Source organism: Stenotrophomonas sp. ZAC14D2_NAIMI4_7, from assembly GCF_003086675.1.
GTDB lineage: Bacteria > Pseudomonadota > Gammaproteobacteria > Xanthomonadales > Xanthomonadaceae > Stenotrophomonas.
In genome coordinates, this window is sequence record NZ_CP025995.1 from 2,413,093 (window position 1) to 2,436,873 (window position 23,781).

The window sequence follows — 23,781 nt, forward strand, 5'->3', positions numbered from 1 at the left end:
AGGAAGTGGGACCAGATTATTGGGATTGCCGGGCGCCATAAATCGCGCGATCCTGATTTGACTGTTCAACCTGGCCAAACAATCCATGGACCGCCTTGATACCCTGCGGGTCTTCCTGCGCGTGGCCGAGCTGGGCTCGTTCACCCGCGCCGCCGACGGCCTGGGCCTGCCCAAGGCCAGTGTTTCCCAGGCGATCCAGCGCCTGGAGGCCGAACTGGGCACCCAGCTTCTGCACCGCACCACCCGTCGCGTACACCTGACGGCCGACGGCACCCAGCTGCAGCAGCGCGCCCACGATCTGCTGGACGACATGGAAGAACTGCAGGGCCTGTTCCGCCGCCAGACCAGCGAACTGAGCGGGCGCCTGCGCGTGGACATGCCCGGCGGCCTGGCGCGCAACCTGGTGATTCCGCAGTTGCCGGCCTTCCTGGCCCAGCACCCGGCGCTGGAAGTGGAACTGAGCGCGACCGACCGCCGCGTGGATGTGGTGCGCGAAGGCTTCGACTGCGTGCTGCGGGTCGGCAACCTGGACGACAGCAGCCTGGTCGCTCGCCCGCTGGGCCACATGCACATCGTCAACGTGGCCAGCCCGGCCTACCTGGCAGCGCGCGGTGTGCCGCGCGGACTGGCCGATCTGGACCAGCATGCGCTGGTGCATTACGTGGGCAGGCTGGGCCAGCGCTCGCCGGGGTTTGAATACTTCGATGGCCAGCAGTACCGCAGCTGGCCGATGCGCGGCGCGCTGACGGTGAACAATGCCGACAGCTACAGCGCCGCCGCACTGGCCGGGCTGGGCATCATCCAGGTGCCGGAAATGGGCGCGCGCCAGGCGCTGCGCGAGGGCCGGCTGGTGCAGGTGCTACCCGACTGCGTGGCCGAACCGATGCCGGTGAACCTGGTCTATGCGCAGCGCCGCCATCTGCCCCGCCGCGTGCAGGCCTTCATGCACTGGCTGGCCGGCCTGCTGGCCGACGCGCTGCAGGCGGCGCGAGCCCCCTGACCCGCATATGCCGGCAGGCACGGCCGTCATGCCCAAACTGCATCAACCGCAGGGGGGCGGCCTTCCTACAATGAATCATTCCCCCCAACGGACCGCCCGCCGATGCGCACGACCCTCTCCGTACTGCTGCTCGCGTCGGCACTGAGCGCCTGCTCGCCCGCGCAGGCCCCGGTTGCTTCGGCCAATGCGGCCACCGCCGCGCCAGCCACGGCCATCGCCTGGCGCCAGGGCGACGTGGACGATGCCTTCAACGAAGCAGCCGAGAGTGGCAAGCCGGTGCTGCTGTACTGGGGCGCGGTGTGGTGCCCGCCCTGCAACCAGCTGAAGGCCGGGCTGTTCAAGGATCCGGCCTTCATCGCCCTGACCGGCAAGTTCGTGCCGGTCTACCTGGATGGCGACGAGCAAGGTGCGCAGGCCTGGGGCGAGCGCTTCGGCGTGCGCGGCTATCCCACGCTGATCGTGCTGGACCCGCAGCGCAATGAGATCACCCGGGTGGCCGGCGGCAACGATGCGGCCGAACTGACCCGGGTGCTGACCGTGGCCGCCGGTCGCCGCAGCGCGGTGGCCGACACCCTGGCCACCGCCCTGGCGACGCCCGCCAGACTGGGCAGGGAGGACTGGCAGGTACTGGGCGACTACGGCTGGGAAGTGGACGCCAACAAGCTGGCCGGCACGCGCAGCAGCACGGATGTCCTGAACGCACTGGCCGCTGCCGCACCGGAGCCTGCGTTGCAGCGCCGCTTCGCGCTGCTGGCGCTGGCCACGGCCGAGACGCCGCGCAGCGCCCCGACCGCCACCCGCGAACTGCTGGAGGCCGTGCTGGCACAGCCAGCCGAGGTGCGCCGCAATCGCGAACTGCTGGGCTATGCCGGTGCCAGGCTGGTGAAACTGGCCAGCGCCGGCCCCGCCACCGAACAGCGTCTGGGCCAGCAGCTCCTGGTCGCGCTGGAACGCGCCGACGCCGCGCAGGGCAACCGTGCCGACGATGCCCTGTCGCGTGCGCTGACCGAACTGGCATTGGCCCGACAGCAGCAACCCGAAGGCGCGCTGCCGCCCGCACTTGTCGCGCAGATGAAGCAGCGCGTGGCCGCTGCCGATGCCGCCGCCAGCGATGCACATGCACGCCAGGCCACGATCAGCAGCGCGGTGTACGCGCTGCGCCAGATCGGCGATGACGCCGGTGCCGAGGCGCTGCTGCTGGCCGAGATCAGGCGCAGCGAGCAGCCCTACTACTACATGCCCGAACTGGCCGAACTGGCCGAGCAGCGCGGCGACACCGCCGGTGCGCTGGAATGGCTGAACCGTGCCTATGAGGGCGCGCAGGGTCCGGCCACGCGCGTGCAATGGGGCGTGCTGTACGTGGAGGGCCTGCTGCGGCTGGCACCGCAGGATGCGTCCCGCATTGAACAGGCCACCGATGCGTTGATTGCCGAACTGCAGAGCCAGCCGTCGGGCTACCACCAGCGCACGCGACAGCGCTTCGAGCGGCTGGCGGCGCAGTTGAAGACCTGGAGCGGCAAGCACCAGGGCGCGCAGACCCTGGCCCGCCTGCAGCAGCGCATGCAGCAGGCCTGCGGCGAGCAGAGCGACGGCGCCTGCCGGAACTGGTTGAGCTGAGCGATCACGGCGTGTCCACCAAGGTGGACACCTACCGGCGGATTGACCGGTAGCGCCGGGCCATGCCCGGCGAGCGTCCGGCGACCACTGCGTGTCCACCAAGGTGGACACCTACCGATGGACAACGCGGCGGCTGTCGTCAGGTCAGGTCGATCGCTCTGAACTGCAGCTCGCGGTAAAGCACCTTGATGCCTTCAGCAGACGCCTCGACCAGACGCTTTTCGTCGTAGCTGGCCAGCGTCTCGACCCGATAGTCCGCGCTCAAGCGGTCCACCAGCTCGCGCAGGTCCGGCAGTGTGCAGGTCGTTGCCGTTTCAAAGTGCCCGAGCAGGCGATCGCCCCGGTACAGGTTCAGTCGGTACACCGTCATGCCCCGCTCCCCTCGCCATGGGAAGGCCAGTAATGGGAATCAGGCGTGGCGCGGGCGCCGAAAATGGCCTGTCCAACGCGGACAACGGTTGCGCCTTCTTCAATGGCGATCTCGTAGTCGCCCGACATCCCCATGGACAACTCCTGCAGTGACACCCCGTCGATCGCCTCGTGCTGCAGGCGATCCCTCAGCTGCCGCAGGCGGATGAAGCACGGGCGCACCTGTTCGGGTTGCGCGGAAAGCACGGCCAAGGTCATCAAGCCCCGCACGCGCAGCGAACGGTAGGGTGCCAACTGGCGCAGGAATCCCTGCACGCTGTCGATGTCCAACCCGTACTTGCTGGCTTCACCTGACGTATTGACCTGCACGAAGACGTCCAGGCCACGTCCCTCGATCTGCAGCCTGCGGTCCAGCGCTTCGGCCAGTTTCAGGCTGTCCAATGCCTGGAACTCATCGGCGAACCGGGCGACCACCTTGGCCTTGTTGGTCTGCAGGTGGCCGATGATCGACCACTTCAGCGCCGGAAGGTCCTGCGTCGCTTCCCATTTCGCCACCGCCTCCTGGACCTTGTTCTCGCCCAGCATCCGGCAGCCCGCGGCAAAGGCGTGACGCACGGTGGCCTCCGGCTTGGTCTTGCTGACCGGCAGCAGCCTGACGCTGGCCGGGTCGCGCCCAACGCGCAGGCAGGCCGCGTCGATCCTGGACTGCACCGTGGCCAGGTTCGCCACGATGTCCTGCACCGAGGTCGCCTCGGGCCACAGACCGTGGAGGTCGTGCCGTGTGGCTGTCTGTGGGTTGTCGCCGGTCGTCATTCAATGCCTCACATGGGGTGGTTGCCACTTCGCGCCCTGCGCGACGGCATCCGTGTTATTGTCCTAGGCCAATACGCTATCACGTCCCAGGACACCGTGGAAATCGTAGGCACCTCGGCTGCGGCCATCTTCGAAAGCCTTCGTGGCCTGGTCCAGGCCGGGCAGCTGCGGGCCGGGCAGGAGCTGCCGACGGTGCGGGATCTGGCGGCCTCGCTGGGCGTGAACCGCAATACGGTTTCCAGCGCGTACAAACGCCTGGTCAGCGCCGGGGTTGCGACCACACAGGGCCGCCTGGGCACGACCATTCGTGACCCGATGCGCCTGGGCGAAGCCGAAGGAACCGTTCCGGGATGCAGGTTGACTGACCTGGCCGGAGGCAACCCGAACCCGGAGTGGCTGCCGGACATCGTGCAGGTGCTTGGCCAACGTCCCCAGCTACCTGCGCTGTACGGGGCACCGGCGGTGCATCCCGAGCTGGAAGCGCTGGCCACCGCCTGGATGCAGGCCGACTGCCCGCCCGCGCTCCAGGTGGACATCACAGGGGGCGCGGTAGACGCCGTGGAGCGGCTCCTCGCCTGCCATCTGGTGCCCGGCGACAAGGTGGCCGTTGAGAACCCCTGCTTTGTCAGCAGCGTGAACACCCTGCGCGTGGCGGGTCTGCAGCCATCCCCTGTCGGCATGGATGCCGAGGGCATGCTCCCGGCGGCGCTGGAGGAGGCGCTTGCCCGCGGCGCCCAGGCCGTGATCCTGACGCCCCGTGCGCAGAACCCCACCGGATGTTCGCTTGGCGCTACGCGCGCAGCCGAGATCCGGGCCGTACTTTCGCGCCATCCCAACGTCCTGGTGATCGTTGACGATCACTTTGCACTGCTCGCAACGAACGACTATTTCGATGTGATTCCTGCCGACGCGCGGCGCTGGGCACTGGTCAGGTCCGTATCGAAAGCCTTGGGCCCCGATCTACGGCTGGCCCTTGTTGCCAGTGACGCGCAGACCTCCAGCCGACTGCGGCTTCGATTGGCTGCCGGCACCCAGTGGGTCAGCCACCTGCTGCAACAGGCGGTGATCGCTTGCCTTGGCTCGCCCACGGTCAACGCCCAGGTTGCAGCCGCACGCGACGGCTATGCCGACAGACGCTCCCGGTTGGTCCAGCTTCTGCACGAACGCGGTATCACCACCGCTACGTCCAGCGATGGGCTCAACGTCTGGGTTCCCCTTCAATCGGACAGCCAGTCGTTGGTCATCGAACTGGCCAAGCGTGGCTGGCTGACCCGGGGTGGAGAGTCGTTCGGGGTGCAGGCGCCGTCACATGGCCTGCGCCTGACCATTTCTTCACTCGCACCCGATGATGCGGTGCGCGTTGCCGATGACCTGGCCGCTGCAATGCAACGCCTCGCGCTGTAGCGGGCCGTCCTCGCACCACCCCACACTCCCACCCTCGACGAGTGCCCGCATTTCAATGCCGCGGCAGAGACATCCTTGATTGCAGCGTTTGCCGCGGCGGGCAAGCCGGTGGTCGGCGTCTGCCTCGGTGCGCAGTTGATCGGCGAGGCGCTGGGTGCGGCCTTCGAGCACAGCCCGGACAAGGAAATCGGCACGTTCCCGATCACCCTGACTGCCGCAGGCCGTGACAACCCCAGATTCGCCCACTTCGGCGATACGCTTGACGTTGGCCATTGGCACAACGACATGCCCGGCCTGACCGCCGATGCCACGGTCATCGCCCGGAGCGAAGGCTGCCCACGGCAGATCATGCGGTACAGCCCCTTGGTGTATGGCCACCACCGCGTGTCCACCAAGGTGGACACCCACCGACAATGAAGATGGAAGGCCACCGACGGGTCTTGACCTCAACCAAAGTTGAGGTGCGATAACAGTGCTCCCTCGGCCAGACACCTGGCCACCCACGGAGACTGTTGCAATGCCGTACTCGCTTCCCGCCTTGCCCTACGCCTACGACGCGCTGGAACCGCACTTCGATGCGCTCACCATGGAAATCCACCATGGCAAGCACCACCAGACCTATATCAACAACCTCAACGCTGCCCTGGAACAGGCCGGGCTGCCGGCCACGCCGGTGGAAGACCTGATTGCCGATCTGGATGCCCTGCCCGAAGCGCTGCGCATGCCGGTCCGCAACAACGGTGGCGGCCATGCCAACCACAGCCTGTTCTGGTCGGTACTGAGCCCGAGCGGCGGCACCCCCGGCGCAGCAGTGGCCGCAGCAATCGAACGCGACCTGGGCGGTTTCGATGCGTTCAAAGACGCCTTCAGCAAGGCCGCGCAGACCCGCTTCGGCAGCGGCTGGGCGTGGCTGACCAGCGATCGCAGTGGTCGGCTGCAGATTGAAAGCAGCGCCAACCAGGACAACCCGTTGATGGGCGCGGCCGTGGGCCTGTCCGGCAACACGCCCCTGCTGGCGCTGGACGTCTGGGAACACGCCTATTACCTGCATTACCAGAACCGCCGTCCGGACTATATCGGCGCGTTCTTCCAGATCATCCACTGGGCCGAAGTGGAGCGCCGCTACACACAGGCGATGCACGCATGAGCGCGGACGGCATGCCCTATGCCGGGCCGTGGGCGGGGGTCTACCCCGCCCCGGCCGTGCAGCCGTCGGTCGCGCTGGCACCGCGTGCCCTGCGGCGGTTGCTGGGCCACTACCCCACCGGCGTGGCCATCGCCACCACCCGCGACGCGCGCGGCAAGCTGCACGGCCTGACCATCAACTCGTTCGTGCCGGTTTCGCTGCAGCCGCCGCTGGTGTCGTGGACCCTGGCACTGCACTCGAATAGCCTGAAGGCGTTCCAGCGTGCACCGCAGTTTGCGATCAGCGTGCTGGGCGCGCAGCAGGTGGCGCTGGCACGCCAGTTCGCCGACCCGCTGGTGCGCGATCGCTTCGAAGGCGTGGCACTGCTGGACGAGGAGGACGACCTACCGCCGCGGATTGCCGGCGCGGTGGCACACCTGGTCTGCAGCCGCCACGCGCACTGGCCGGTGGGCGACCATCTGCTGCTGGTGGGCCGCGTGCTGCAGGCCAGCGACGCCGACCAGGCCCCGCTGCTGTTCCATCGCGGGCGCTTCCAGGCCGGATCGCTGCAGCCCGTGTTCGAGGTCATTCCATGAACGTGCAGGCCCTGGAAGCACTGTTGGCAGCGGGAAAGGACAGCGCGCTGCTGCGCTTCGGCCTGGGCAAGGGCTGGCTGGATGCCGGTGACGCGCTGCGCGCGGCGATGCACCTGGGCCGCTGCGTGGCGCTGGACCCGCAGTACTCGGCCGCGTGGAAGCTGCTGGGCAAGGCATGGCTGGCCGGTGGCCAGCCGGGCGCTGCGCGCGAAGCGTGGCAGCGCGGGCTGTGCGTGTCCGGCAGCAAGGGCGACCAGCAGGCACAGCGGGAGATGCAGGTATTCCTGCGCCGCCTGGACCGCGCCGGCGGCGCCACCCAGGCACAGGCGGGCTGAGCGATCAGCCCGCGTTGGCCGGCGCCGGGCCGGGCGGCGACAGGATGTCGGCCAGCGGCAGGCGGCGCGGCTTGCTGGGGAACGCATGGCGCAGGATGCGCCAGACCACCTGGCCGAACTGGCGCGGCAGCGAGCCGTTGTTGTAGTGCTGGCCGTAGCGGCGGCAGATGTCCTTCACTTCCTTGGCAATGGTCGCGTAGCGGTTGGCCGGCAGATCGGGATAGAAGTGGTGTTCGATCTGGTGGCTCAGGTTGCCCGACAGCACGTTGATGATGAAGCCACCGCTGATGTTGGACGAGCCGCGCAGCTGGCGCAGGTACCAGTGGCCGCGCGATTCATTGCGCAGGCATTCCTTGGGGAAGGTTTCCGATTCGGCGGTGAAATGGCCGCAGAAGATGATGACGTAGGTCCAGATGTTGCGCAGGCCGTTGGCCACCAGGTTGCCCAGCATCACCGGCAGGAAGAACGGGCCGGCCAGCAGCGGGAAGAACACATAGTCTTTCAGCACCTGGCGCAGCATCTTGCGCGCCACCGGGCGGGTCTGCAGCCACATGGCGCGGCTGCTGATGCGGCCCTTGAACCAACGGCCCAGGCGCAGGTCCTGCGCGGCCACGCCCCACTGGAACAGCAATGCGAAGATCGGCGCGATGATCGGCTGCAGCAGGTAGAACGGCTTCCAGCGCTGTTCGGGGAAGATGCGCAGCAGGCCGTAGCCGATGTCATCGTCCATGCCGCGCACGTTGGTATAGGTGTGGTGGCGGAAGTTGTGGGTCTTGCGCCAGTTGTCACCGGTGGCGACGATGTCCCACTCGTAGGTGTTGCCGTTGAGCTTGGGGTCGCCGGTCCAGTCGTACTGGCCGTGCATCACGTTGTGGCCCAACTCCATGTTTTCCAGGATCTTGGCCAGCGCCAGCAGCAGCGTGCCGGCGATGCAGGCCGGCCACAGCAGCGGCGCCCAGAACAACGGCGAGAACGCGCCCAGGAACAGCAGGCCACGACCGAGCACGCCGGACCAGCGCACGGCAGCAGCCACGCGGCGGATGTAACGGGTGTCGGACGCGCCCAGGCTGCCGATCACGCGGTCGCGGATCGCGTCGAGTTCCCTGCCGAAGGCATCCATCTCCACGGGGCTCAGGGCACGGTCAGTAGCGCGGGTCATGGCAACGGTTCCTCAGAGATCCAAAGTCAGGTCGGTGGTCGGCGCACTCACGCAGATCCGTACCGGCGCGGCCGGGCCAGACTGGGTTTCGCCGGTGCGCAGGTGGCGGGTGCCGCCACTGACGCCTTCGCAGGTGCAGGTATTGCAGATGCCCATGCGGCAGCCGTGCTTGGGCTTGATGCCCTGCGCTTCCAGGCTTTCCAGCAGCGAGCGGTTGCGCGGCACTTTCAGCTGGCGGCCGCTGCGGGCCAGGGTCAGGGCCACTTCGCCCTCGCTGTCGGCGCCGGTGATCGGCGCCGGCGGGGTGAAGGCCTCGGCCTGGAAGCCGGCCACCTGGTGGGCAAGGCGCGCACGCGCGGCGGCGACGAAACCGTCCGGGCCGCAGGCCAGTACATGGCGCTGGGCCAGCGGAGTGTCATCGCCGGGCACCATCAAGGTGTGGCGATCAATGCGCGCAGCCGGGGCATCGCCCTCGCGGGTGGTGAGCAGGTGCACGCGCAGGTTCGGGGTGGCCGCGGCCAGCGCCTGCAGTTCATCACGGAACTGCTGGGTTGCAGCCGTGCGTTCCCAATAGAACAGATCCACCGGCGCCGCCAACGGGCGCTGGCAGGCCTCGCGCAACAGGCTGCGCATGGGGGTGATGCCGCTGCCGGCGGCCAGCAAAAGCACCGGCGCCGCGGCGGGCATGTGGAAATCACCGAAGGCGGCATCCAGGCGGAACACATCGCCCGGGCGCGCATGGTGCAGCAGATGCTGGCTGACCTGCCCGCCTTCCACGCCCTTGACCGTGATGGCCAACTCACGGCGACCGATCATGGTCGGGCTGTAGCTGCGGCGCAGGATGCGCCCGCCCAACTCCACGCCTAGGGTGACGTGCTGGCCGGCGCGCATGCCCTTCCAGTGCCGGTTGCAGCGCAGCACCAGGGTGCTGGCGCCCTCGCCGGCCGGTTCACGCCGGACCATGCGGGCCAGCGGCTCGCTCAGCGTCCACAGCGGATTGAGCTGGCCGGCCCAGAAATCGAACAGCGACGGCGACAGCCAGCGGTACGGAGAGAACAGGGACGGACGGATGACAGCGCTCATGGGGCCACTATACGGGCGCACATACACCTGTGTATACATGTGTATATTGAACCGGATTGGGTATGATTCAGCCTTGTCCCTCCGGAAGTCCCATGGCCGCTGCCACCGTCCTGACGCCGCCCGAAGATGCCAACAGCCCGGCCCGCCGCACGGTGAGCCGCGAGGACCTGTTGGCCGCCGCGCTGAAACTGATCGGCCCGCACCGCAGCCTGTCCACGCTCAGCCTGCGCGAAGTGGCGCGTGAGGCCGGCATTGCGCCGAACAGCTTCTACCGCCAGTTCCGCGACATGGACGAACTGGCCGTGGCGCTGATCGACGTGGCCGGGCGCTCGCTGCGCACCATCATCGGTGAGGCCCGCCAGCGCGCCACGTCCAGCGCGACCAGTGTGGTACGGGTGTCAGTGGAAACCTTCATGGAGCAGCTCCGCGCCGACGACAAGCTGCTGCACGTGCTGCTGCGCGAGGGCGCGGTGGGGTCGGACGACTTCAAGCACGCGGTGGAACGCGAGCTGCACTACTTCGAAGAAGAGCTGCAGCACGACCTGGTGCGCCTGGCCGCGCTGGATGGCGCCAAGCTCTACAAGCCTGAACTGGTGGCTACCGCCATCACCCGGCTGGTGTTCGCCATGGGCGCCACCGCCATGGACCTGCCGCCGGAAAAAGACCCGGAACTGATCGAACAGATTTCCACGATGATCCGCATGATCATCGTCGGCGCCCGCAGCCCGGCCGCGTTCCGCCGCAGCCGGTAAGAGCTTGGCTTGGCCGGCGGCCAGTAGGTCCACGCATGGCGTGGATCTACTGTGTCGACCAAGGTCGACACCCACCAGAGCCGAACACCTTTCCAACAGCTCGCGGGAAACTGTCGAAGGCGGGGTGGGTCCGGTTGAGGGGGCGTGAGCGCCATGGATGGCGCGACCGAGGCTACATGGACGTATTTACGCCGTCCCCCTCAACCGGACCCACCCCGCCCTCCCACGGATAACCGGCTTTTGCCGTTGCCGTTGATCTGCAGCGGGTGCAGGGCTGCAAGCCCTGCGCACAAACCTCAGCCCTCGGCCTTGCGCACGAAGGCTTCGAACAGCGCCAGGGTCTGTTCGCTCACATGGTGTTCGATGCCCTCGGCATCGCGGCGGGCGGTATCCGGGTCGACACCCAGTGCCAGCAGGAAGCGCTCCACGGTCTGGTGGCGCTGGCGACTGGCGTGGGCCAGGGCCTCACCTTCCGGGGTCAGGAACACGCCACGGTACGGCCGCTGTACCACCCAGCCATCGCGCGCCAGCCGGCGCAGCATCTTGGCCACGGTGGGCTGGGCCACGCCCAGGCGGGTGGCGATATCGACCTGGCGGGCTTCACCGCCGTCGGCCAGCAGGTCCGAGATCAGCTCGACATAGTCCTCCACCAGCTCCATCCGGTGCGCCTCGCGCACCTGGCGGAAGCTCTCGACCTGGCGCTCGGCCTCGATCAAGGGAGTGGCTTTTGCCGTTGTCGGATCGTCCTTCCTGCGCACGCGTCTGCCCGCCCTTCCAGTCATGCCTGTATTCGAAGCTGAATTCTGGACCAGTGACACGGTAAAGACGATTGTTTCACATTGCTAATCGGTATAGCAGTGGCTATATTGCACCTATGAGCACTGTCGCGCAAACCGACTCCCCGGCCGCCCCTGCGGCCAGCCTGGGCGCGCTCAACGCGTCGGTGGCCGTGCCCGACAAGGGCCACTGGTGGTTCCGCCTGCTGGCCTTCATCGGCCCGGGCTACATGGTGTCGGTCGGCTACATGGACCCGGGCAACTGGGCCACCGACCTGGCCGGCGGCTCGCGCTTCGGTTACCTGCTGCTGTCGGTCATCCTTATCTCCAACCTGATGGCGGTGATCCTGCAGGCGCTGTCGGCGCGGCTGGGCATCGCCACCGGCATGGACCTGGCCCAGGCCTGCCGTGCGCGTTACCCCAAGCCGGTGAACCTGGCGCTGTGGGCGCTGTGCGAGGCGGCGATCATCGCCTGCGACCTGGCCGAGGTGATCGGCACGGCCATCGCCCTGAAGCTGCTGTTCGATCTGCCGCTGCTGTGGGGCGCGGTGATCACCGCGCTGGACACGCTGCTGGTGCTGCTGCTGATGAATCGTGGCTTTCGCGCACTGGAAGCGTTCGTGATCGCCCTGCTGATGGTCATCTTCGGCTGCTTCCTGGTGCAGATCGCACTGGCCGCGCCCCCGGTGACGGAGGTGCTGGGCGGCTTCATTCCGCGCGCGCAGGTGGTGACCGATCCGCACGCGCTGTACATCGCCATCGGCATCATCGGCGCCACGGTGATGCCGCACAACCTGTACCTGCATTCGTCCATCGTGCAGACCCGTGCCTATCCGCGCACCGATGAAGGGCGCCGCAGTGCGCTGCGCTGGGCGGTGACCGACAGCACCATCGCACTGACCCTGGCGCTGTTCATCAACGCCAGCATCCTGATCCTGGCCGCGGCGGTGTTTCATGCCAACGGCCGCCTGGATGTGGAAGACATCGAACAGGCGCATCAACTGCTGGCACCGATGCTGGGCGTGGGCCTGGCATCGACCCTGTTTGCCGTGGCCCTGCTCGCCTCGGGCCTGAATTCCACGGTGACCGCCACCCTGGCCGGGCAGATCGTGATGGAAGGCTTCCTGCATCTGCGGCTGCCGCCGTGGCTGCGGCGCTTGATCACCCGTGCGCTGGCGATCATCCCGGTGGTGGTGGTGATCGTGCTGTTCGGCGACCAGGGTGCGGTGAAGCTGCTGGTGCTGAGCCAGGTGGTGCTGTCGATGCAGCTGCCGTTCGCGATCATCCCGCTGGTGCGGCTGGTGACCGACAAGGCCACGATGGGCGCCCTGGTGGCGCCGCGCTGGCTGGGCGGCATCGCCTGGGTGATCGCCGTGGTGATCGTGGCGCTGAACGTGAAGCTGCTGGTGGATACCTTCGCCAGCGCGTAATGCGAACGGCAGTCGAGCACGGCTCGACTCTACAAATGCAACGGGTAGATCCACGCCATGCGTGGATGCGAGCCATGCTCGACTTCACGCCATGCGTGGATGCCCTTGTAGAGTCGAGCCATGCTCGACTTCACGCCATGCGTGGAAGCATCACAGATGCAACGCGATCGCGGCTGCAATCTGCTGCGGCGACTGGAAACCGGCCAACCGCGCCTGCTCGTCACCATCACGGAACAACGAGAGCGTGGGCGTCTGCCGCAGGCCCAGCTGCCGGAAAAACGCTTCGCCCACCGCTTCCAGCTGCACCCGCAACAGGGTGGTGCCCTGCCCGGCCGCGCTGGTGGCCACCCGGTGCAGCGACATGTCCAGCATGCGGCAGCCGGGGCAGTCATCCTTGTGGAAATCCACCAGCACCCGCGGGTGCTCGGCCAGCAACTGCTGGAACTGTTCAGGCGTGGTGGCGTTGATGATCTGCATCGGCGGTACTCCAGTAATGCGCCAGGACCGCGGCGGTCCATTCGGCGATGGCAGCTGCATGGCGCTCACCATGCGGCATCTGTTCAATCCGCAGCGGCGGATAGGTGCTGTTGAAATAGCGAATCAAGCGCTTGACGGCCCCGCAGTAGTACTCCTGCCCCCACTGCGTTTCACCGGTACCGAACACCGCCACCTGCGCTGGCCGCTGCCCGCGCTCGGCGGTGGCGGCAATCCAGGCCTTCATTTCCGAGGGCGTGCGCCCGGCGTTGTCGGTCCAGCTGCCCAGCAGCACCAGATCGGCCTGGTCTGCGGCCAGCGCCTCCGACGGGTCTGCTGCATCGGCCTCCTGCCAATGCACCACGTGCCCCGCCGCGCGGCAATGGCCGGCGATCATCCGCCCCAGTTCACGCGTATTGCCACTGAGCGAGGCCACCACGATCAGGATGCGCAGCGCGACGCGCGGCTCACAGATCGTCGAAGCCGTTGTCGACGTTGGTCTTCTTGTAGCTTGCATTGCGCATCTCGAAGAAGTCGGTCTTGGTTTCGGTGAAGTTGTCGGCGTAGGCCTTGATCCAGGGCATCACGTTGTCGGTGGTATCGCTGTACAGGCGCTCGATGCCCAGCATGCCGGCCATCTTGTTGGCCCGGTACTTCACGTAGCGCACCATCTCGTCCACGTCGATGCCATCAATGCCGTCGAGCACTTCACTGGACCACTGGGTTTCCAGCTCGATGGCGTGCTGGAACGCCCCATGCACGTAGTCGCTCAGCTGCTGGGTCTGCAGTTCCGGGTTTTCGCCGATGATGGCGCGGATCAGTTCGCTGATGAACTTGGTATGGGCCAGTTCGTCGCGGTTGATGAAGCTGATGATCTTGCCGGTGCCGGTCATCCGGTTCTGCCGCACCATGTTGTAGAAGTACGCGAACCCGGAATAGAAGTTGATGCCTTCCAGGATGGATGACTGGATGAGCGACTTGAGCAGGGTCTCGGCGGTCTTCTCGCGCATGAAATCGTCATAGGCGCCCATGATCGGCGCGTTGCGCTTGATGATGGTCGGGTGGGTGCGGGCGATCTCGAAGATGCGGTTCTGGTTGGGCAGGTCGGTGATCGAGGCCAGCACGTAGCTGTAGCTCTCGTTATGGATGACCTCCTGCTGACCGATGATCGCCGCATTGGCATGCGCGGCCGGGTCGGTGATGTACTCGGCCACGTTGTAGATGAAGCGCGTCTGCGGTGAATCCAGCGTGGCCAGCAGGCCGATGATCGAGTCGTAGGCGTTCTTTTCGCGGCCGGACAGTTCGCCGTACTGGCGCGCGTCCAGCTTCATGTCCACCTCATCGGGAATCCAGAAGTTGGTGGAGAGCTCCTTGTAGGCGCGATAGAACGAGGGGTAAGGAATGTCGTTCCAGTTCAGGATGCCGCTGGTGCGCCCGTTGATGATGCCGGTACTGCGGTTGGGGTGGCGGGGTTCCAGGATCTTGATGCGGTCGAGCGGAGTTGCCATTGTCGTTCCTGCAAAGGTAACGCCGGGCCACGCCCGGCGGAATGTGCGGTGGTCGCGCGATGCGCTCGCCGGGCATGGCCCGGCGCTACCGCGGCCGAAGTCGGCCGATCAGCTGGAGCACCACTCGCATTCGCTCACGTCGATGTCGTTGGAGCGCACGTAGTAGGTGGTCTTCAGGCCCAGGCGCCACGCGCTCAGGTGCAGTTCCAGCAGGGTGCTGGCGCGGATGCTGCTGGGCACGTACAGGTTGAAGCTGATGGCCTGGTCCACATGGCGCTGGCGGCGTGCGTTCTGCCGCACGCTGGCGAACTGGTCGACCTTGTAGGCGCCCTTTTCGTAGTACGGCCAGGTGTCCAGCGACAGCCCCGGGGCGGCTACCGGACGGCGGAAGTCCTTCTTTTCTTCGTAGTAGAACGCGCTGTAGATCGGGTCGATCGAGGCGGTGGAGCCGGCAATCTGCGCGGTGCTCATGTTCGGCGCAACCGCCAGCAGCCAGCCGTTGCGCAGACCCTGCGTAGCCACGGTCTGCGCCAGCGCGCCCCAGCCTTCGCCTGCGTACTGACGGTCACGGAAGTAGCGACCGGTCTGCCAGTCGCTGCCGGCGAACATCGGGTAGCTGCCCTTCTCCTGCGCCAGCGCGGCGCTGGCCTGGATGGTGAGGAAGTTGATGCGCTCGAACAGGCTGTCCGACAGCGCCTCGGCCTGCGGCGATTCCCAGTGCACGCCCTGCTGCGCCAGCAGGTGGTGCCAGCCGAAGGTGCCCAGGCCGATGGCGCGGTACTTGCGGTTGGTGATGGTGGCCTGCGGCACCGGCAGTGCGTTCAAGTCGATCACGTTGTCCAGCATGCGTACCTGGATGGGAATCAGACGTTCCAGCACATCGCTGGCCAGAAGATCGTCGGCTGCAGTGATCGCCCGGCCCAGGTTGATGGAAGACAGGTTGCAGACCACGAAGTCCCCTGCCCTGCGCGTGGTCACGATCTGGTCACCGCTGACGATCTCCTGGATCATCCGCGTGGGGCTCATGTTCTGCAGGATCTCGGTGCACAGGTTGCTGGAATAGACCATGCCCGCGTGCTTGTTCGGGTTCTTCCGGTTCACCTCATCGCGGTAGAACAGGAACGGATTACCGGTTTCCAGCTGGCTGAGCATGATGCGCTTGAACAGGTCGATGGCCTTCACCGTGCGCCGGCTGATGCGTTCGTCGGCCACCAGTTCGGCATAGCGGTCGCGGAAACTGCCCTGCCCGCGCTGCTCGTCGTAGAAATCCTGCAGGTACCAGCCCTTGGCCTGCTTCACTTCGTGCGGGTCGAACAGGTACCAGTCGGCGCGGCGCTCCACTGCTTCCATGAACAGGTCTGGCACGCACACGGCGGTGAACACATCATGCGCGCGCAGGCGCTGGTCGCCATTGTTCAAGCGCAGGTCGAGGAAGGCTTCGATGTCGCGGTGCCAGATATCCAGGTAGACCGCCACCGCGCCCTTGCGCTGGCCAAGCTGGTCCACCGACACGGCCGTGTTGTTGAGCTGCTTGATCCACGGCACAACGCCACCCGACGAATTGGGCACGCCACGGATCGGCGCGCCGCTGCTGCGCACGTAGCCCAGGTACGCACCCACACCGCCGCCGTGCTTGGAAACACGGGCGATATCGGTGTTGGAGTCATAGATGCCCTGCAGGCTGTCGTCCACTGTATCGATGAAGCAGCTGGAGAGCTGGCCACCGACCTTGCCGGCGTTGGCCAGGGTGGGCGTGGCCACGGTCATGTACAGGTTCGACAGCGCCCAGTAGGCCTCGCCCACCAGCTGCATGCGCCGTTCGCGTGGCTTTTCGTCCTGCATCAGGTACAGGGCGATGGTCAGCCAGCGCTCCTGCGGCAGTTCGTAGACCTCGCGCGTGCGGTCGGTGGCCAGGTAGCGCGTGGCCAGCAGATACAGGCCGTTGTAAGCGAACAGGCGGTCGCGATCGGGATCGATCATCTGCCCGGCCTGCTGCAGTTCTTCCTTCGAATAGCAGCGCAGCACATCGTTGCTGTACACGCCGCGGTCGGCCAGGCTCTCCTGCAGGCCGACGAAGGACCCGTACTTCAGCGCGACATCGTAGAAGCGGTTGCGGCTGGCGCGCTTGTACAGGCGGCGCAGGTACAGGCGGGCAGCGAACTGCTCCCATTCCGGCGCGGTCAGGTCCACGCGCGATTCGGCTTCGCGGATCAGCAGGTCGACCAGGTCGTCTGCGCTGATGCTGGGCTTGCGCTCGACCATGGCCTGGACCACGCGCCGGTAGTCGGTCACATCCAGCTGCGGGAATTCGGCGTGGATGCTGTCGATGCTGCGCTGCAGGCGCTCGGCGTCGAACGGCAGGCGACGGTTGCCGGCTTCCTTGCTGATCCAGGTCGGTACCTGTTCGCCGCCGGCAGACAAGGCTTCGCCGGCGCCGGCCAGATCGGCCGTGCGATAGGGGGTGTCGTTCATGGTGGTGCGTCTCCAGGCCTGCACGCGGACAACGTGCAGCGCCGTGGCGGCCCAGAGCGCGATACCGGCGCACGGGGCTGTCGGTTGGGGATGCCCATGCGCGGGAACACCAGATCGTCGGCATGCGCCTGCGCCTGCGGCCGGTATCCGGACCGTGGGGGCGACCTGGGTCCGCACGAAGGCGGCCGCGTCGACACGGCAAGCCATCAGGGGCGGGCCGCGGGACGTCTGTTGCATCGTCCGGCGGCGGCGGCTGACCGGGAGTGACGGCCACAACATAGTGGGGATACTGCAGATCGTCAACACAAGATGCGGTAATCACGCCGTCTCGCGACGAACGGTCGCAGGATACGGTGTTGCACACACCAACGCTTGTCGCCAGCGGCGTTGGCCCCACATCAGATCTCTCTTTCCACAGGACTTTTCCCATGCGCGCAGCCCTGCACTCTTCCTTCGGCGATCCGGCCACGGTGTTGGCCGCCGGTGACGCCGACCTGCCGGTTCCCGGCCCCGGCGAGGTGCGCATCCGCACCGTACTGGCCCCGATCCACAACCACGATCTGTGGACCGTGCGCGGCCAGTACGGCTACAAGCCGTCGCTGCCGGCCATCGGTGGCAGCGAAGGCCTGGGCACCATCGACGCGCTGGGCGACGGCGTGCAGGGCCTGCAGATCGGCCAGCGTGTGGCCGCCGCGTCGGTGCACGGCACCTGGTCCGAAGCGTTCATCGCCCCGGCGCGCATGGTCATTCCGATGCCCGAGGCGATTGCCGATGAAACCGCCGCGCAGTTGATCGCCATGCCGTTGAGTGCGCTGATGCTGCTGGAATACCTGCAGGTGGAACCGGGCCAGTGGATCGTGCAGAACACCGCCAATGGCGCGGTGGGCAAGACCCTGGCAATGCTGGCCGCCGCGCGCGGGGTGAATGTGGTCAACCTGGTGCGGCGCGATGCCGGCGTGCAGGAAATGGCCGCGCTGGGCATCGCCCATGTGTTCTCCACTGCCAGCGATGGCTGGAAGGATGCCGTGCGCGCGTTGCTGGGCGATGCCGGCGCGACCGCGGCCGTGGATTCGGTGGGTGGCACGGCTGCCGGCGATCTGGTCGGCCTGCTCGGTGACGGCGGCACGCTGGTGTCGTTCGGTTCGATGACTGGCGAACCGATGCAGATTTCGTCCGGCGATGTGATCTTCAAGCAGGCCACGGTGAAGGGCTTCTGGGGCAGCAAGGTCAGCCAGGCGATGGCGGTGGAAGACAAGCGCAGGCTGGTGGGCGAGCTCCTGCAGCGCGCGTCCAGCGGCGAACTGAAGCTGCCGGTGGAAGGCATCTTCGCGCTGGACGACGTGGCCGCCGCGGTGACCGCCAGCGGCAAGCCCGGCCGCGGCGGCAAAGTGTTGCTGCGCCCCTGAACAACGATAGCGCCGGGCCATGCCCGGCGTTCGCCCGCAGAACCGTAGAGTCGAGCTTGCTCGACTGCCGTCGCCAAAAGCAGTCGAGCAAGCTCGACTCTACCAAGCATCATGCACGCCGGTAGCGCCGGGCCATGCCCGGCGGCCCGGCCCCCATCACCGGCTCAGATGCAGGAACTGCAGGTGCCGTTCGTACTGGCTGATGATGTCGTTGATGATCTGCTTGCGGCTGTATCCCACCAGGTCGTAATCCTGGCTGCCTTCGAACAGATGCACTTCGGCCCGGTAATAGCGCTGGTTGCGCAGCTGCTGCGCGGCGAACGACGGCGTCAGGTAGCCGCTGAGGATCACCCGGTAAAGGAAGTCCTGCTGCTCGCCATGGTTCACCGACAATTCCATGTCGCCAGCTTCGAACCGTGTACTGACCTCCCAGCCCTGCCCGCTCAGCTGTTCGGCCACCGCTTCCATCGCCGGCTTCACCGTGTCATCCATGAAGCGATACACCTGGTCGCGCACCGGGAAGTGCATGGCCTGGCTCAGGCGCTGACGCCAGCCCTGGTGGTGGCGGTCATCGCCAATCAACGGCGACGGCCGGAACTGCTGCGCCCGCTCGCGGTGTGATTCGTCACTGAAGGCGCGGGTCAGGCCCCACATCATCAGCAGCAGCACCGCCGAGAACGGCAGCGAGGCCAGCACCACCGCAGACTTCAACGCATCGATGCTGCCGGCCAGCAGCAGGCCGGCGGTCAGCACCGCGATCACCGTGCCCCAGAACACGCGCAGCCAGCGCGGGCCGTCATCCTCCGGCGCGCCGCCATGCGAAGACAGCGTGGACAGCACCACCGCGCCCGAATCGGCCGAGGTCACGAAGAAGATGAAGCTGACCAGCACGGTCACCGCGATCACCCCCCGGCTCCACGGGTAGCCGTCCAGCAGCGCGTACAGCACCGTGGGCGGGTCATCCACCGCCAACTGTGCCAACTGCTGCTGGCCATGGTGCAGCACCTGGTCCAGCGCGCTGTTGCCGAAGATCGACAGCCACGCCAGGGTGAACCCCAGCGGGATCAGCAGCACGCCGAACACGAACTCGCGAATGGTGCGCCCGCGCGAGATGCGCGCGATGAACAGGCCCACGAACGGCGCCCAGCCGATCCACCACGCCCAGTAGAACACCGTCCAGCCGCCCAGCCATTCCGGCCGCCCGCCGTAGGCGTAGACGTCGAAACTCTTGCCGACCACGCTGCCCAGGTAGTCGCCCAGGTTCTGCATCAGCGTGCTCAGCAGGTACTGCGTGGGGCCGGCGCACAGCATGAACAGCACCAGCGCGATGGCCAGCAGCATGTTGATGTTGGCCATCCAGCGCACGCCCTTCTCCACGCCGGACACGGCCACCACCACCGCCGCGCCCATCATCGCCACCACCAGCAGGATCTGCACCAGGTTGGAATGCGGCACGTTGAACAGGTGGGTCAGGCCGGCGTTGAGGTGCAGCACGCCGAAGCCCATGTCGGCACCGATGCCGAACACGGTGGCGACGATGCCCAGCGCATCCACCGTATAGCCGATGGGCCCGTTGATGCGCTTGCCGATGAGCGGGTACAGCGCCGAACGCAACGCCAGCGGCAGGTTGTGGCGGTAGGCGAAGTACGCCATCGCCATCGCCGCCAGGGCGAATACGCCCCAGCCATGCAGGCCCCAATGCAGGAACAGCAGCTGCATGGCCTGGCGCGCACCCGCCTCGCCGGCAGCGGCATCGCCCTGTGGCGGTTGCAGGTAGTGGGTCAGCGGTTCGGAAACACAGAAGAAGAACAGGGTGATGCTGATGCCAGCAGCGAACAGCATGCCGGCCCACGACAGATAGCTGAACTCGGGCTCGTCATGGTCGGCGCCCAGCTTGATGCCGCCATAGCGCGACAGCGCCACCCCGACCACGAACACCAGATACAGGGTCATGGCCAGCAGGTAGTACCAGCCCACGTTCAGCGCGGCCCAGTCCTGGGCCTTCACCAGCAGGCGGCCGGCGCCCAGCGGGAACACACTGACAAACAGCGCGAACGCCACGACAACGATCGCCGCGAAGGCGAACACAGGCCGTAGGGTGCGCACCGGGGAAGGTTGCGGCTCCAGTGCTTCCATGGGGCGGCGGTCTCCGGTCGATCAAAGAATGAGCCGGCCGAGTCTGGCTGAACCGCAGTGGACGCCGCATGAAGTGCCCCGCGCGATGACAGCGGGGGGACAGGCCGGGCGTGCTATGGCGCGCGGGACCGCGCGCCTCGACCAATCCGCCGGTAGATCCGCGCCATGCGTGGATGACCGCCCCGCGATCAACCCTGCGCCAGCGCGTACTCCAGCGCCGAACACACCGCGGCCACCTGCGCATCGTTGCACTGCTGTGGCGTAGCGCGCGGGCTGTCGGGGTAGACCTCGGTGGTGGTGGTGTACTTCGCGCCGGTGATGCCTGCGCATAGGCCCAGCTTCCGCAGCGGGTATTCGATCACCCCGTGCGCCACCACCGGCGAACCGATGATCTCGCCCTTGTCGTCGGCCGGGGCGATGTGGGTCACCTGCTCCACCGCAGCGATCACCGCCTGCTGGAAGGCCGGCTGCGGGTTCTCGCTGTCATCGACCAGGTAGAAACCATCGGGAATCAGGCCTGGCTCGAACGGCTTGCCATCGCGCGCGGCCAAGGCCGGGCGGAACTCGCTCTCGTCGCTGTCGGTGGTCTCGTGCAGGTCGATGTGCAGCACGAACTGGCCCTGGTACGGGGCGATCAGCTCGATCAGTGCGGTCGATTCGCGGGCCGGACCGTCGGCGCGGAAGTTGCGGTTCGGGTCGATCGCATCATGGTTCCAGCGGTTGATGCGCTCGTAACCCCACGGGTTCACGCACGGGGCCACCAGCACATTGGCCTGGCCGGCGTAGCGACCGGCCTGCTTTTCCAGAAACTCCAGCGCGCCCATCACCCCGCTCGTTTCGTAGCCGTGCACGCCGCCGGTGACCAGCACGGCCGGCAGCGCCGGGTTCCAGTCGCGGCTGCGCAGGGCGAACAGGGTGTAGGTCTCGCCGGCGTAATCCAGCTGGCCATAGGCCACCTTGTCAAAGCGATCGGCCAGCGCCTCGATGCGCGGCAGCACGTCCTGGTCGTAGCGGCGCAGGCGCTGCTGGCGCGCCTGCCACTGCGCACGCTCGGCCGCGCCCCACGGCTGGCCAGGGGTTCCGACGGGGTAGAAAGCGGCGTGGGACATGCAGTTCTCGCGGTATCAGGAAGCAGCCCAGCACTTTAGCACCGGGGCCTGGGCACTGAACGATGGAGCGATTCCCTTCCCGCAACCAATCAGCAATAATTCTCATTTACCACCCTCCTGACCTGCCGCGATGCCTACCCCTACCCTGCGCCCCGGCGCGCGCCTGCCGCTGGCCGCCGCCCTTGCCCTGTGCCTGACTGCCACCGCCCAGGCGCAGGACAGCGCCACCACCCTGGACAGCATCCAGGTCTCGGGCAGCTGGCTGGGCACCGGCCTGCATGACAGCGTGAAGCGCTTCGCCGGCGCCCGCACCGTGGTCGACCGGCAGAGCATCGACGCCAGCGGCGCGGCCAGCATCGGCGATGCCATGCGCCGCATTCCCGGCGTGCAGGTGACCGACAATTCCGGTACCGCCGGCAGCTCGATTTCGCTGAACATCGGCGTGCGCGGCCTGACCGGCCGCTACTCGCCGCGCTCCACCGTACTGCTGGACGGCGTGCCGCTGGCGGTGGCGCCGTATGGCCAGCCGCAGCTCTCCTTCGCGCCCACCAGCCTGTCCAACATCGAATCGATCGACGTGGTGCGTGGCGGCGGCGCGGTGCGCTACGGGCCGCAGAACGTGGGCGGCATCATCAACTTCAGCACCCGCGCCATTCCCACCGAAGCCGGCCTGCACGGCGAGGCCGGGGTGCGCTACAGCGCCAATGACCACGGCGGCGGTGACAGCACCCAGTACAACGCCTTCCTCGGCGGCACCGCGGACAACGGGCTGGGCATGGCCCTGCTGTATTCCGGCCAGGATGGCCGCGGCTGGCGCCAGGGCAGCGATGACCGCTTCGACGATCTGGCGCTGAAGTTCGCCTATGCGCTGGACGAGCGCCAGCAGCTGCGCGCCAAGCTGTCCTACTACAACGTGCGTTCTCTCACCCCTGGCGGCCTGACCCGCGCCCAGTACGAAGCGGACCCGTTCCAGAACACCCGCCCGACCGATTTCTGGAAGGGCCACCGCGCCGGCATCGACCTGGGTTACACCAACACCCTGTCCGATACCCGCGAATTCGAAGTACTGGCGTATTACAACGAAAGCAATCGCGCCAGCGCGCTCATCAACGCCGCCAACACACAGATCACCGTGCAGCCGCGCGACTACCGCGTGCTGGGCATCGAGCCGCGCTATACCCAGCGCCTGCAGTGGGGCAGCACCGTGCATGACGTGACCGCCGGCTACCGCTTCCTGCGCGAACGCGGCAATGACCGCAGCTACACCATCACCCGCCGCACCGGCGCGGAAAGTGCCACCACCCGCTTCAACAACGCTACCGACGCGCATTCGTTCTACATCGACGACCGCATTGCCGTGGGCCAGTGGCGCATCACCCCGGGGGTGCGCATGGAGTGGATCGACATGGACCGCCGCCAGGCCGGTGGTGCGGCCACGTTCAGCAGCCGCAACGACAAGGCGCTGCCGTCACTGAACATCGCCTACCTGCTGACCCCGCAGCTGACCGTGTTCGGCAACTACACCACCTCGTTCGGGCCGGTGCAGAACATCCAGTTGAATTCGCAGACCGCCAGCAACCCGCTTAACCCGGAAGTGGCCAAGACCACCGAACTGGGTGCGCGCTGGCAGGACGGTGCGCTGCGCGCGGAAGTGACCGTGTTCAAGATGCGCTTCGACAACCAGATCCTGCAGGTGCCGGGCATCACCCCGGCCACCTTCCAGAACATCGGCGCCACCGACCACAAGGGCGTGGAAAGCGCCGTGGCCTACCAGTTCGCCGAAGACAGCGCGCTGGCCGGGCTGGAACTCTACGCGAACTACACCTGGACCAAGGCGATCCAGCAGTCCGGTGACAACCGCGGCCTGGATGTGCCGTTCTATTCGCGCGACACCGACAGCGTGGGCGCCCGCTACGCCCTGGCAGGCTGGACCTTCAACCTGTCCAGCACCCACCAGAGCGGCCAGTTCTCCGATGCCGCCAACACCTGGGCCGAAAGCGCCGATGCGCGCGTGGGCCGCGTGCCTGGCGTGCGCCTGTGGAACGCGCAGGTGGCCTGGCAGGTGCCGGGGCTGGGTGACAGCGAGATTGCGCTGGGCGTGAACAATCTGGCCGACAAGCGCTGGTACACCCGCAACGTGGATGGCAATGCCGGCCGCATGGTGGCCGCGCCGCGCACGTTCTACGTGCAGGGCCGCTACCGCTTCTGAGCGCTTG

Annotated in this window: 22 protein-coding genes; 11 read left to right on the forward strand and 11 right to left on the reverse strand. The window is 67.0% G+C overall.

What is annotated here, in order from left to right; translation table 11 throughout:
* Positions 1-85: 85 nt before the first annotated feature.
* Complete coding sequence (locus C1922_RS11105; RefSeq protein ID WP_108749803.1) at positions 86-1,000, forward strand: LysR family transcriptional regulator; 915 nt, start codon at positions 86-88, stop codon at positions 998-1,000.
* Positions 1,001-1,102: 102 nt separating this feature from the next.
* On the forward strand, positions 1,103-2,617 hold the full coding sequence (locus C1922_RS11110; RefSeq protein ID WP_108749804.1) for a thioredoxin family protein: 1,515 nt from the start codon (positions 1,103-1,105) through the stop codon (positions 2,615-2,617).
* A gap of 139 nt (positions 2,618-2,756) precedes the next feature.
* On the opposite strand, the gene C1922_RS11115 is transcribed toward C1922_RS11110, so the two are convergent.
* Both C1922_RS11115 and C1922_RS11120 read right to left on the reverse strand, forming a co-directional pair.
* Complete coding sequence (locus tag C1922_RS11115) at positions 2,757-2,987, reverse strand: cytoplasmic protein (protein WP_108749805.1); 231 nt, start codon at positions 2,985-2,987, stop codon at positions 2,757-2,759.
* Positions 2,984-3,799: a YggS family pyridoxal phosphate-dependent enzyme gene (locus C1922_RS11120; RefSeq protein WP_108749806.1), complete on the reverse strand. Its 816-nt coding sequence runs from the start codon at positions 3,797-3,799 to the stop codon at positions 2,984-2,986. Before C1922_RS11120 ends, C1922_RS11115 begins: the two co-directional genes overlap by 4 nt.
* Positions 3,800-3,895: 96 nt before the next feature.
* Between C1922_RS11120 and ptsJ the strand changes: the two genes are divergently transcribed.
* The 5 genes from ptsJ to C1922_RS11145 all read left to right on the forward strand — a co-directional run bounded on the left by ptsJ (position 3,896) and on the right by C1922_RS11145 (position 7,260).
* Complete coding sequence (gene ptsJ / locus C1922_RS11125; protein ID WP_108751572.1) at positions 3,896-5,203, forward strand: transcriptional regulator PtsJ; 1,308 nt, start codon at positions 3,896-3,898, stop codon at positions 5,201-5,203.
* Between the two features lie 75 nt (positions 5,204-5,278).
* Positions 5,279-5,620 carry a hypothetical protein gene (locus C1922_RS11130; RefSeq protein WP_108749807.1) on the forward strand — a complete coding sequence of 114 codons (342 nt, stop codon included), beginning with the start codon at positions 5,279-5,281 and terminating at the stop codon, positions 5,618-5,620.
* Positions 5,621-5,720: 100 nt separating this feature from the next.
* Positions 5,721-6,350, forward strand: coding sequence for a superoxide dismutase (locus C1922_RS11135; RefSeq protein ID WP_108749808.1), 630 nt, complete (start codon positions 5,721-5,723; stop codon positions 6,348-6,350).
* Positions 6,347-6,925, forward strand: coding sequence for a flavin reductase family protein (locus tag C1922_RS11140; protein ID WP_108749809.1), 579 nt, complete (start codon positions 6,347-6,349; stop codon positions 6,923-6,925). The genes C1922_RS11135 and C1922_RS11140 overlap by 4 nt, the downstream gene beginning before the upstream one ends.
* The gene (locus C1922_RS11145) at positions 6,922-7,260 is read left to right on the forward strand and encodes a hypothetical protein (protein WP_108749810.1); all 339 of its coding nucleotides are present in this window, start codon (positions 6,922-6,924) and stop codon (positions 7,258-7,260) included. The genes C1922_RS11140 and C1922_RS11145 overlap by 4 nt, the downstream gene beginning before the upstream one ends.
* 4 nt (positions 7,261-7,264) lie before the next feature.
* On the opposite strand, the gene C1922_RS11150 is transcribed toward C1922_RS11145, so the two are convergent.
* Together C1922_RS11150 and C1922_RS11155 are read right to left on the reverse strand one after the other, a co-directional pair.
* Positions 7,265-8,419: an acyl-CoA desaturase gene (locus tag C1922_RS11150; protein ID WP_108749811.1), complete on the reverse strand. Its 1,155-nt coding sequence runs from the start codon at positions 8,417-8,419 to the stop codon at positions 7,265-7,267.
* A 12-nt stretch (positions 8,420-8,431) separates the two neighbouring features.
* A complete protein-coding gene (locus tag C1922_RS11155) occupies positions 8,432-9,502 on the reverse strand; it encodes a ferredoxin reductase (protein ID WP_234413297.1) in 1,071 nt (356 codons plus the stop codon).
* A gap of 92 nt (positions 9,503-9,594) precedes the next feature.
* Here C1922_RS11155 and fabR point away from each other — a divergent pair, with 92 nt between their 5' ends.
* Positions 9,595-10,254: an HTH-type transcriptional repressor FabR gene (fabR, locus tag C1922_RS11160; protein ID WP_108749813.1), complete on the forward strand. Its 660-nt coding sequence runs from the start codon at positions 9,595-9,597 to the stop codon at positions 10,252-10,254.
* A gap of 296 nt (positions 10,255-10,550) precedes the next feature.
* Here the strand turns inward: fabR and mntR are convergent, their stop codons facing one another.
* Positions 10,551-11,012, reverse strand: a complete 462-nt coding sequence (gene mntR, locus C1922_RS11165; protein ID WP_108749814.1) for a manganese-binding transcriptional regulator MntR — start codon at positions 11,010-11,012, stop codon at positions 10,551-10,553.
* Positions 11,013-11,128: 116 nt separating this feature from the next.
* Here mntR and C1922_RS11170 point away from each other — a divergent pair, with 116 nt between their 5' ends.
* Positions 11,129-12,460 (forward strand): Nramp family divalent metal transporter, encoded by a 1,332-nt coding sequence (locus C1922_RS11170; RefSeq protein WP_108749815.1) that lies wholly within the window; start codon positions 11,129-11,131, stop codon positions 12,458-12,460.
* Positions 12,461-12,610: 150 nt separating this feature from the next.
* Here C1922_RS11170 and C1922_RS11175 read toward each other — a convergent pair whose 3' ends face one another.
* From C1922_RS11175 to C1922_RS11190, 4 genes are all read right to left on the reverse strand, one after another.
* Positions 12,611-12,937, reverse strand: coding sequence for a thioredoxin family protein (locus tag C1922_RS11175; protein WP_108749816.1), 327 nt, complete (start codon positions 12,935-12,937; stop codon positions 12,611-12,613).
* A complete protein-coding gene (locus C1922_RS11180; protein WP_267896411.1) occupies positions 12,909-13,388 on the reverse strand; it encodes a flavodoxin in 480 nt (159 codons plus the stop codon). The genes C1922_RS11175 and C1922_RS11180 overlap by 29 nt, the downstream gene beginning before the upstream one ends.
* A 13-nt stretch (positions 13,389-13,401) precedes the next feature.
* Positions 13,402-14,442, reverse strand: coding sequence for a ribonucleotide-diphosphate reductase subunit beta (locus C1922_RS11185; RefSeq protein ID WP_108749818.1), 1,041 nt, complete (start codon positions 14,440-14,442; stop codon positions 13,402-13,404).
* Positions 14,443-14,550: 108 nt separating this feature from the next.
* Positions 14,551-16,914, reverse strand: a complete 2,364-nt coding sequence (locus tag C1922_RS11190) for a ribonucleoside-diphosphate reductase subunit alpha (protein WP_108749819.1) — start codon at positions 16,912-16,914, stop codon at positions 14,551-14,553.
* Positions 16,915-17,342: 428 nt separating this feature from the next.
* Between C1922_RS11190 and C1922_RS11195 the strand changes: the two genes are divergently transcribed.
* On the forward strand, positions 17,343-18,320 hold the full coding sequence (locus tag C1922_RS11195) for a zinc-binding dehydrogenase (RefSeq protein ID WP_108749820.1): 978 nt from the start codon (positions 17,343-17,345) through the stop codon (positions 18,318-18,320).
* Positions 18,321-18,476: 156 nt separating this feature from the next.
* Here the strand turns inward: C1922_RS11195 and betT are convergent, their stop codons facing one another.
* Positions 18,477-20,456 carry a choline BCCT transporter BetT gene (gene betT, locus C1922_RS11200; protein WP_108749821.1) on the reverse strand — a complete coding sequence of 660 codons (1,980 nt, stop codon included), beginning with the start codon at positions 20,454-20,456 and terminating at the stop codon, positions 18,477-18,479.
* A 188-nt stretch (positions 20,457-20,644) separates the two neighbouring features.
* Positions 20,645-21,565, reverse strand: a complete 921-nt coding sequence (locus C1922_RS11205) for a M14 family metallocarboxypeptidase (RefSeq protein ID WP_108749822.1) — start codon at positions 21,563-21,565, stop codon at positions 20,645-20,647.
* 130 nt (positions 21,566-21,695) lie between these two features.
* Between C1922_RS11205 and C1922_RS11210 the strand changes: the two genes are divergently transcribed.
* A complete protein-coding gene (locus C1922_RS11210; RefSeq protein WP_108749823.1) occupies positions 21,696-23,774 on the forward strand; it encodes a TonB-dependent siderophore receptor in 2,079 nt (692 codons plus the stop codon).
* Positions 23,775-23,781: the final 7 nt, after the last annotated feature.